Origin of the sequence: Bradyrhizobium sp. 142 (genome assembly GCF_023074015.1) — a bacterium.
Classification (GTDB): domain Bacteria; phylum Pseudomonadota; class Alphaproteobacteria; order Rhizobiales; family Xanthobacteraceae; genus Bradyrhizobium.
The window spans coordinates 1-9,134 of sequence record NZ_JADPKQ010000046.1; the positions used below are offsets into that span (position 1 = coordinate 1).

8 protein-coding genes are annotated in these 9,134 nt (G+C 61.2%); 6 read left to right on the forward strand and 2 right to left on the reverse strand.

What is annotated here, in order from left to right; translation table 11 throughout:
- Positions 1–479: 479 nt before the first annotated feature.
- Positions 480–755 carry a cupin domain-containing protein gene (locus IVA82_RS04570; RefSeq protein ID WP_247390761.1) on the forward strand — a complete coding sequence of 92 codons (276 nt, stop codon included), beginning with the start codon at positions 480–482 and terminating at the stop codon, positions 753–755.
- 240 nt (positions 756–995) lie between these two features.
- Positions 996–1,652 carry a phosphoribosylanthranilate isomerase gene (locus tag IVA82_RS04575; RefSeq protein ID WP_247390763.1) on the forward strand — a complete coding sequence of 219 codons (657 nt, stop codon included), beginning with the start codon at positions 996–998 and terminating at the stop codon, positions 1,650–1,652.
- Between the two features lie 218 nt (positions 1,653–1,870).
- Here IVA82_RS04575 and IVA82_RS04580 read toward each other — a convergent pair whose 3' ends face one another.
- The gene (locus IVA82_RS04580; RefSeq protein WP_346658814.1) at positions 1,871–2,830 is read right to left on the reverse strand and encodes a LysR family transcriptional regulator; all 960 of its coding nucleotides are present in this window, start codon (positions 2,828–2,830) and stop codon (positions 1,871–1,873) included.
- On the opposite strand from IVA82_RS04580, the gene IVA82_RS04585 reads away from it, so the two are divergent.
- The 3 genes from IVA82_RS04585 (at position 2,723) to IVA82_RS04600 (ending at position 6,845) form a co-directional block, all read left to right on the forward strand.
- Complete coding sequence (locus tag IVA82_RS04585; protein WP_247390774.1) at positions 2,723–3,946, forward strand: tripartite tricarboxylate transporter substrate-binding protein; 1,224 nt, start codon at positions 2,723–2,725, stop codon at positions 3,944–3,946. The two genes, IVA82_RS04580 and IVA82_RS04585, sit on opposite strands and share 108 nt — an antisense overlap.
- Before the next feature lie 162 nt (positions 3,947–4,108).
- Positions 4,109–4,369, forward strand: coding sequence for a substrate-binding domain-containing protein (locus tag IVA82_RS04590; RefSeq protein WP_247390776.1), 261 nt, complete (start codon positions 4,109–4,111; stop codon positions 4,367–4,369).
- Positions 4,370–5,063: 694 nt separating this feature from the next.
- Complete coding sequence (locus IVA82_RS04600) at positions 5,064–6,845, forward strand: Rieske (2Fe-2S) protein (protein ID WP_247390778.1); 1,782 nt, start codon at positions 5,064–5,066, stop codon at positions 6,843–6,845.
- Between the two features lie 125 nt (positions 6,846–6,970).
- On the opposite strand, the gene IVA82_RS04605 is transcribed toward IVA82_RS04600, so the two are convergent.
- Positions 6,971–8,254, reverse strand: coding sequence for a S41 family peptidase (locus IVA82_RS04605; RefSeq protein WP_247390779.1), 1,284 nt, complete (start codon positions 8,252–8,254; stop codon positions 6,971–6,973).
- Between the two features lie 352 nt (positions 8,255–8,606).
- Between IVA82_RS04605 and IVA82_RS04610 the strand changes: the two genes are divergently transcribed.
- On the forward strand, positions 8,607–8,816 hold the full coding sequence (locus tag IVA82_RS04610) for a hypothetical protein (RefSeq protein ID WP_247390781.1): 210 nt from the start codon (positions 8,607–8,609) through the stop codon (positions 8,814–8,816).
- Positions 8,817–9,134 lie beyond the last annotated feature (318 nt).

Below are 9,134 nucleotides of genomic sequence, written 5' to 3' on the forward strand. Positions count from 1 at the left end.
GCTCTCCAGTGCTACCACTATCCTCTCAACTGGCTACCGGTCTCTCGGCTCATGCTCCCGCGCAGCGGGCTGGAGCGCAGCGACTTTGTGCTCTGGCCCATCGCTTCAGTTGGCGCATGCAGCGAGATGTCCGCAGTCGGGGTAGACCGGAAGTCTCGGAAGGCAGGGGCTGACCGACGTGAATGACCCGACGCGGCCCTGACGAACCTACTTTCTCGCGGAGCCCGGGCCTTCCAGGAGTATTCGAGGCAACCGATCCGTTCGTCGCTGATTTCGAGCCGTATCGCCCCCAACGACAACCTTGCCGACATTCCGAGAAGCTAGGGAACGCAAGGCGAGACAAGCCGCCATTTTTTGGAGAGGACATATTCCATGAGGGTCATAGTCGCAGCCGTTTTGACTTCAATGTTGGTGACAACCGCAAGTTCACAGGACTCCCCCTTTCGAAGAGAGCTGAAGCGAGCCTGACCGGCACGAACATGGAGATCGTCACGAGCATCAGCGAGATAAAGTCCGGGGAGACTTCGACGCTGCACTTCCACCATGGTGACGAGTCGTACTACTTTCTTGAGGGTGGCACGATCGAGCTGCCCGATGGAAAGCAGGTGCCAATTCCGACGGGCGCAGTCGGCTTGAATGTTCGGGATGTGCCGCATGGCGCTTACAAGGTCGTCGGCGACAAGACAGTGAAACTTCTGACGGTGTATATTGTCGATAAAGGTAAGGCGCTCTACGACAAGCCACCGGCCAAGTAGGACAATTGGCTAGGTGCGCTCATCGGTCCCTGATTGGATGGGCACCTTTGCTTGATTGCCTGAATGTTCCCCCCTTTGTGCTCTTAACGACGGCTTGCCCGGCGCTCTGCCACGCCCGAACCTTGAGGTAGAGCTGACCTCATCGACCACACCAAACCGAGGCGAGTGACGCGGTCATTGACCCAAGACCGGCCCATCCTGTTTACTCAACTGAGTGGCTGGCAGCGCGGGTGTAAGACAATGCTGACGCAAATTTACGAAGTTGCGACACCTGCGGAAGCCGAGGCGATATCGGCAATCGGTGTCGATCATGTCGGTGTGCTCGTCGGCGATGGTGCCTTCCCTCGGGAGCTTCCGGTTCAGAAGGCGGCAGCCATTATGAAGATGATCCGGGCGCCTTCCGTACTTTCCGCGCTGTTCCTCTCGGCGGATGTCGCTCTTATCGAACGGATGGCAGGGGAGCTTGATCCTCCCATCGTCCATCTTGGCGCGTCAAGCGAATTGCTTACGCCTGATCTTGTCGTGGCGCTGCGAAAGTCCCTGCCAAAGACCAAATTCATGCGCAGCGTACCTGTCACTGGACCTGGGGCGGTAGGTGTGGCGCAAGCATATGATGGAGTTGTCGATTGGATCTTGCTCGATAGTCATCGCGCAGGTGATGCGCAAATCGGCGCGCAAGGCGTGACGCATGACTGGAGCATCAGTCGAAAGATAGTGGAGAGTGTTCGTACCCCAGTAATACTTGCTGGCGGCCTCGGACCAGACAATGTCAAAGAAGCTATTCGGTCCGTTCGACCTGCCGGTGTTGATTCGAAAACAAGAACCGATCAAGAGGGCACTCACTCAAAAAACCTGGGGAAGGTAGAAGCCTTCTATCGCGCTGCGACGAGCGGTTAGATCGCACTTCTCTTCTTGGCCCTTCGCGTGGGTGGTGCGTTGCGGCGAGATTGTCCGGAGTCGGCTGTACACCGGAAGTTACGATCCACGGGGCGGGCCGACGCGAGTGACCGGAAAAGGACATGTGCCGGGACCGTGGGTATGGACGGAGCGAAGCGCAAGATTTTCAAAGTTGGTCGGCAACGCAACCTATAGCAGGCTCCCCTCTTACGCCCAAATCAGAGCGTAGCCGTTCGTGTGATGCCGCTTTTTGCCGGATCGGCGTGAAAAGTTCTCGCGGCCCGCCTAACCAGGCTCAAGAAATTACGAACCACCGCTGACGGGTCGCGGCGGCGCGATGCAAGGTTCAGAACGGCTTTCGGTTGGTTGGGTCCCTTGAGGCGCCGATACGCAACACCGTCCATGACCATTCGCTGCATGGAAGCCGGAACGGCGGAAATCCCGAGACCAGCTGCAACAAGGCTCAGCGCAGATGTGATCCGAGGCGCTTCCTGACCGAGGCGTGGGCTGAAGCCTGCCTTGAGGCACGCTGCGGTCGTCGCGTCATAAAGTCCCGGCCCATGTTGGCGCGCGTAGACGATGAAGGTCTCGCTGGCGAGATCTTTCAATGACAATACCGCGCCATCACCGTCGTTCTGAGCCAGCCCATGAGCGCTGGGCAAGGCCACCACCATCGGTTCCACGAGCAAGGAGTTGATGACAAGGTCCTCCGGCTCGGCCATGGGCGTTCGTAGGAAGGCTGCGTCCATCTGATCGTTGCGGAGGCGGTTGAGGAGATCTGGGCTGAGGCACTCCTCCAAGGTCAGGCTCACCAGCGGAAAGGCCTCCCGGAACGCGCGGATGACACGCGGCACGAATGGATGAAATGGACCGGTGGGCGTTACGCCCACGCAAAGCCGGCCCTGCTCGCCTCGCGCCGCGCGCCGTGTTGATTCGATTGCTCGTTCGTTTTGCGTGAGCATCGCGCGCGCATTGTCAAGGAAGACGCGGCCGGCTTCGGTCAACTCGACACCGCGAGCCTTACGGCGAAAGAGCTGAACATCAAGTTCGCTCTCAATCGCTTTGATCCGTTGGCTGAGCGGCGGCTGCTGCATGCCAAGGCGTTCGGCAGCCCGCGTGATATGGCCTTCCTCTGCGACGGCGATGAAATACCGGAGATGTCTAAGGTCCATTGCCATATCCAATTCAATATGAATTTCACTACATTCATATTATACCTCGTCTTTCTTGGCGGTGGTATCAATCTCTGTTTTGCGAGCATTGACGCCCCGAGTGTCACGCGGCGGCGTTTCCCGACAGTTCGGAAGGCCGTCATGAAGCTTCTGCGCCGGCAATTCCTACAGCTCACAACGGGTGCGGCCTTCGCGCCCATTCTCTCGATGGCTGCGTCGGCGCAAACGTATCCGACGCGGCCGGTGCGTGTGATCGTTCCTTACGCAGCCGCCGGTCCGACCGACATCCTGGCGCGCCTTACCGCACAAAAATTATCTGAACGTCTCGGAAAACAGTTCTACGTCGAGAACATCGGAGGTGCCGGTGGCAATATCGGCATGGGTCAGGGAGCGAGAGCGGCACCCGACGGTTATACCGTGCTTGTGGTTCCGCCAAATATCGTGGTCAACCCTGGCATGTACGACACGGTACCGTACGATCCGTACAAGGACTTCGACCCGGTAACGATTGCCGTCACCTCGCCCACAGTGCTCACCGTCCATCCCTCACTGGCAGTCCAGACCGTCAAGGATCTGGTTGCATTGATCAAATCCGGTCCCGCCAAATACAGCTTCGCTTCTCCGGGCACCGGGACACCGCCACATCTCATTGGCGAGCACTTCCGCCTGTTGCTCGGCCTCGACCTTGTGCATGTGCCCTTCAACAGCGCCGGCTTGGCAGCCGGCGCGACGCTCGCCGGGCATACACCCATTGCATTCACCTCGTTGCCACCGGCCGTGCCGCAGATCAAGGAAGGCAAGCTGCACGCGCTGGCCGTAACGAGCAAGATGCGGTCGCAGGCACTGCCGGAGGTGCCCAGCATGGCGGAAGCGGGCTATCCTGAGGTAGAGGGCGAGGGATGGTTCGCGTTCATCGTTCCGGCCGGAACACCGAGGGAGATTACCACGCTGCTCCATCGCGAGATCGTCAGGATCATCGCGCTGCCGGACATCATGGAGAAAATGGCGACGCTTGGCTTCGAGGCAGTCGGCAATACGCCTGATGAGGCTGCTGCCCTGTTCAGGACCGAGGGCGCCAAATGGGCAAACGTCATTCGACAGGCGGGCATCAAGGCTAATTGATGCTGCGCTTTTGCTGCGCCGAAAGCCAGTGGGAAGTAAGACGCAAAGAGGATTTCTTCTTCATAGGGGATAGATTTACGAGTCGGGGAGCCGCGATTTCGGCGCACCTCCGCTCCTGAGATCGTCCAGAATCGCCAGCGCCCGCTTCATCGAACCGAGCCGATGAAGGCAAAGATGAGGGCGCAGCCCAACCCTGCGCAGGTCGTCGCGGTGGTTGCCAAGGGCGAAGTCGAATTGGGCATATTCCTTATCAACGTTCTCACCGCTCCCGGTTTGGAAGTCGTCGGGCCATTTCCGGCCGAACTGCAACAAAACGTGGTGTTTACGGCGGCGGTTGGATCGGAAACCAAAGAAGCCACGGCTGCCAAGTTGACTACCTTAAAGGTCCGGCGGCAGTTGCAATCATTAAATCGAAGGGCATGAATCCCGGCTGATCCGACGGATCAACCCGTCGCGCGGTAGACGTTTCCGCGCTCGGGTCGCACGTGATCATGAGCGGTGCTGCCGAGTATTCGCCACAGCCGGTCTTAGCCTGCGCGGACATGCCCCGATGTCCGGCTTAGGCCTGCAATGGGGTTGAGAGTTGGACAGCCTGATACTTTCCCAGCGCATCTTCCAGGCGAACATCTTCTCCGCTGGCGCGAGATCGAACTGAAGCACCGGTCGGAGCAGCATCCCGGGACAGAGGAAGTATGTCTTTGCTGGGAATGGCGAGGGCGTCTGGATGGATTTCATGGAGCGTTGTTTTTTATGCGTTGCGATGACCGGGTTCTTCGTTCTCGTCACCAACGTCGCATTGCTGTGCCTGCGTTGAGCGCGACGGTCTCTTCTAAGTTCCCGTGCGGTATTCAGGAGCCGTGAAACAGCGGTGGCGAGCTGGGCTGGCGCAAATGGCTTCTGGAGCAGGATGCCGTTCGGACTACCCGCGAAGCCCACTCCTCCGCCGCAGCACCAGACACGTAGACCATGGTTGGCTCTCGTTCTCGGACCCTCTTGATGATCCAGTGCGGTTTCGCGCAGCCTCTAAACCACGGCATCCTCTCGCCTTTGCGCGAGAGGATGCCTATGTTGCGGAGTACCAGTAGCGCCCCCAAAAGCGACGATGGGAGGTATGCTCATGGAAGCGCCCAGCAAGGAATTTGCGCTGGCGGGCAGCCTTGAAGAGCTGAAGATCAAGGGGCGGCTCGTTGTGCGCGGTGGCCACCGTCCGATCCTCGTCATCTATGACTGCGGGCGCGTCTTCGCCCTCGACAATCGGTGCCCGCACATGGGCTTTCCGCTGGAGCGCGGCACCGTCGAGGACGGCATCTTGACCTGTCACTGGCACCACGCTCGCTTCGATCTCGAAAGCGGCTGCACCTTCGACCTATGGGCAGACGATGTGCCGATCTGCCCGGTCGAGGTGCGCAACGGTGACGTCTGGGTGAAGACCACATTCACTGATGCCGATCCCGCCGCGCACTGGCATCAGCGGCTTGCGAACGGCCTCGCCCACGACCTCGGCCTCGTCATTGCCAAGGCTGTGCATGGTCAGCTCGCGGCCGGCCTACCGCAGGCCGCAATCGTCCGGCAGGTGGCGCTGTTCGGGGCGCAAAATCGCGACGGCTGGGGCGTCGGCCTTACGATCCTCACGGCACTCGCCAACCTCCTGCCCATGCTGCCAGAGGAGGAAGCCTATCTCGCTCTCTTCCACGGCGCACGCCGCGTGGCGGCGGACTGCGACGGCGAGGCGCCACGGCGGGAACGCGCGCCGCTTGGAAGCCGGCCTGATCCGGGCACTCTCAGACGCTGGCTGCGGCGTTGGACATGCGTGCGACACCGCGAGGCTGCCGAGCGCACCCTGCTCACGGCGATTGCGGCCGGCTTCTCCCCGGCTGAACTCGCCGATCTCCTCTTCGCCGCCGAGACCGAGCGAGCGTTCGCCGACGCCGGGCACTCGCTCGACTTCATCAACAAGGCGTTCGAATGCCTCGACCTGGTCGGCTGGCAACACGCGGCGGCTCTGCTGCCAACTGTCGTCGGCCAGATGGTAGCGGCCCGTGGCGCCGAGGAATCGACGGCCTGGCGCCAGCCCATTGACCTTGTTGCGTTGTGTGAGCAGTCAACCAGCGAACTAGCGGCCCTCTTCGCTGTCGGATGCGGCTCGCGTGACTGGTCGGGCCACGTCGCACTTGCGCAAGAGCTGCTCGGGGACGATCCGGCCGGGATCGTTGATGCACTCAAGCAGGCGATCCGCGCCGGTGCCGCTCCTGCCGACCTCGGCCAATCGCTGGCGTACGCGGCAGCGCTCAGGGTGGCGCGCTTTGGCAACGCCAACGAGCACGCCGACTGGGAGACGGCGCACCATGTCTTCAGCTACGCCAACGCAGTCCACCAGATGCTGACGCGCATCGGGACTGCCAACATCGACGCTCACGACACGGCCGTCCGCGGCGTATTGCACGGAGCGATGGCGCTCTACCTTGCTCGCTATCTCAATGTGCCGCCGGCGCGCATCCCGGGCGATGCCGGCGAGCAGCTCAATGATCTGCCCGCGGATCCAGAGACGATCGGCGCCGCCTTGCTCGACGCCTTCGACCAGCAGAGACAGGTCGATCTCGCCGCATGCCTGGTGGCACGGCATCTCACGCTCGGCCATTCGCCGCAGGCGCTGATCGCCACGCTCGCGCATGCGGTGCTACGCGAAGATGCAGGCTTCCATGCGTATCAGATGCTGGAGGCGGGAGTCCGGCAGTTCGGCGCGTGGGGCGACACGGACGAGGGCCGGCACATCCTCATCGCGGTTGCCCGCTATCTGGCGGCCCATTCGCCGACCGAACGCGCATCGCTGCAGACCGCCGACATCGCCCGCCGCTTGATGCGGGGTGGCGAGCTGCATCAAGAGGCTGGATCGTCCTGACGTCACACGCTGAGGGCGCCCTAAGGGCGATCTGAACTGACAAAAGCCTGCGCCGACGAACCGAGACCCGTTCCCATTACCAGTTTCGCATTGCCTCTGCTTTGCGAGTGAGTATGACGCCCGGATCAGGTCCCGGACAGAACCGCGACAGCACGGGTCAGTTGGGGATCGTCTGACCCGGCGGAGGCCGCGCCCGCCTGGACCTCGATCGTCGGCGTCACGCCCACGCCCTCCAGGCGCTCGCCATCGACCCGGACATCTTCGACTGCGAGCAGCAGCAAGCCGCTTCCGATGAGGAATGCGGTGGCGGCAAGGACCGCGCCCTCTGTCCGGGTGCCGATGAGCTCGCCCAACCGGTACTTTTTGAAGCCATAGGCAAGGACCTCCTTGCCGCTGCGCGTACCGGCGTTGATGAGCATCGCAACGGGCTTGCGCCATTTCACATTCACGAATGCGGTAGTACCGCTTCGGTCGGTGACCTGCATCGTCGGCGCCCGGGCGTTGAACAGGTCGAGATATTCGGGTTGCGCACCGCCCCAGCCATCCCGCAAATCCCAGATCAGCGCGTCCGCGTCTTTTAGCGCCCCTTGAGACAGCAGGTGTTCAAGAGCGCGTTGATAGATGGAGCCGGCATAGCACCAAACATGCACATAGCCGATGCGTCGTCCGTTGGACTCAATGACGCGAGCACTAGACTCCAACCCACGAAGGAACATTCTGGTGGGCTCGAGGTCGACCGGCATGACTGGGATTTGCGCCACCGAGGCGCCCCGCTTTACCTCCAAGACAACCGATTTGCCCACCTTCCCACGGAAGGACCCGATCGGCTCAAATGCGGTCCCGTCAGCCGCAATTATTTCGTCACCGGCACGGAGGCCCCCCTGCTGCGCCGGCGTTCCATCTATGACGCCGGTGATCGTGTTCCGACTGGTCGCCTTGAAACCTGAAATGATACCTATGCCAGGGTACGAAATGCGGCCGTCTGGAAACGCACGCTGCAGTCCCCGGCGTCGCAGTGCGCCGACAAAGATGTCTGCAAGCTGATAATATTCCGGCTCATCCGGCGTATAGAAACGCGTGTGCGAAGCGTGCAACTCAGACAGCATGGTATTAATGACGCGCGCCAGAGAGTTCTGGGAAGTTGCCCGCTGAACGTCTGGAAGATATCTCTCCCGAACCGCCAGCCAGTCTAGTCCGTTGTGACGCGGATCGTAAAAGCGATCGCGCACGGTCTGCCAAACGCCCTCGAAGGTAGAGACGCCATCAGCGGGAACGTAGGAGTTGCTGGCCTCTCCCTTTGGAGGCTCCGCGGCGTTCGGGGCCTTCGCAGCCACGGCACATGCCGTAACCATGGCTGCCAGTCGCAACACTTGGCGACGTGAAGGCGATGTATCGATGGCCTCTTTCATCGTCTGATCTCGCGCTGAAGCGCCTGTCGGGCGCATTCGCCGGCCATGCGATGCCGGCTCGTTACCGAATGCTCGCGTTCCGTTGGCGAAAGGAGGCGGTCATCGAGGTCAGGACATGCAAGACCACGATAGCGATCCTGCCACCACGAGGCTACTTCCCGCAGGACTTTTCGCCTGTCGAGCCCCGAAGATTAGAGGCCGGACGGCGTACCGTGTGAATCGGCACCACCTTTGACCCCCGATCGGCGCCGAGGTTCGGCGCCGATCGGGGCGCATTGCCTCATCAAGAATGTTACCGGAGAACTGACCGTCAGGAGTGGGGCCGCGATACCGAATCGGATCGGTGTTGCCGATGGCAGGACGGATCAGCGTGGGTGCGCGGCGCGAGATCACGGCGGCGGTGGTAGACCGCTATCGATCAGCAGGGCGGGCAGATAAGGGGCGCATTCTCGCCGAGCATTCCCCCGAAAAGTTCGGGCCGCCGCAGCACACCATCGTGCAGCGCTTGTTGCGATCACTCAGACGCAACGGAGCCAAGGTGATCATCCCGCGTACATGGTGATCCCGGGACTGGGGCCGTCGCTGCGTGTGATGGGCACTCCGCGACGGCCCCAGTCCCTCCGATCCTGCGAGCAATGACGCAACCTCGGACCGGCCGACAGTCGGAGCTACATCCGTCAAGCGAAAGTAACATCCTCAGATGAGGCAATACGCGGGGGTCAAATGTCATGCCGATTCGCAGTATAGCTAGCCTGCATTTCTCACAGTGCTGACTGATTTTACAACGCGGGTTTGATGGATCAGTGATGGCCATGAGGGATGGTGGCGCCGGAAGGCGCGGATGGCATTGTTTGGTTGTTGTCTCTCCGGTGGGCCAGGT

What these genes read in the sequence shown, in the direction of transcription:
- IVA82_RS04605 (WP_247390779.1), bottom strand. Translation starts at nt 8,254, where the DNA reads ATGAAAGAGGCCATCGATACATCGCCTTCACGTCGCCAAGTGTTGCGA.
- IVA82_RS04590 (WP_247390776.1), top strand. Translation starts at nt 4,109, where the DNA reads ATGAAGGCAAAGATGAGGGCGCAGCCCAACCCTGCGCAGGTCGTCGCG.
- IVA82_RS04575 (WP_247390763.1), top strand. Translation starts at nt 996, where the DNA reads ATGCTGACGCAAATTTACGAAGTTGCGACACCTGCGGAAGCCGAGGCG.
- IVA82_RS04610 (WP_247390781.1), top strand. Translation starts at nt 8,607, where the DNA reads ATGGCAGGACGGATCAGCGTGGGTGCGCGGCGCGAGATCACGGCGGCG.
- IVA82_RS04570 (WP_247390761.1), top strand. Translation starts at nt 480, where the DNA reads ATGGAGATCGTCACGAGCATCAGCGAGATAAAGTCCGGGGAGACTTCG.
- IVA82_RS04600 (WP_247390778.1), top strand. Translation starts at nt 5,064, where the DNA reads ATGGAAGCGCCCAGCAAGGAATTTGCGCTGGCGGGCAGCCTTGAAGAG.
- IVA82_RS04580 (WP_346658814.1), bottom strand. Translation starts at nt 2,830, where the DNA reads ATGGCAATGGACCTTAGACATCTCCGGTATTTCATCGCCGTCGCAGAG.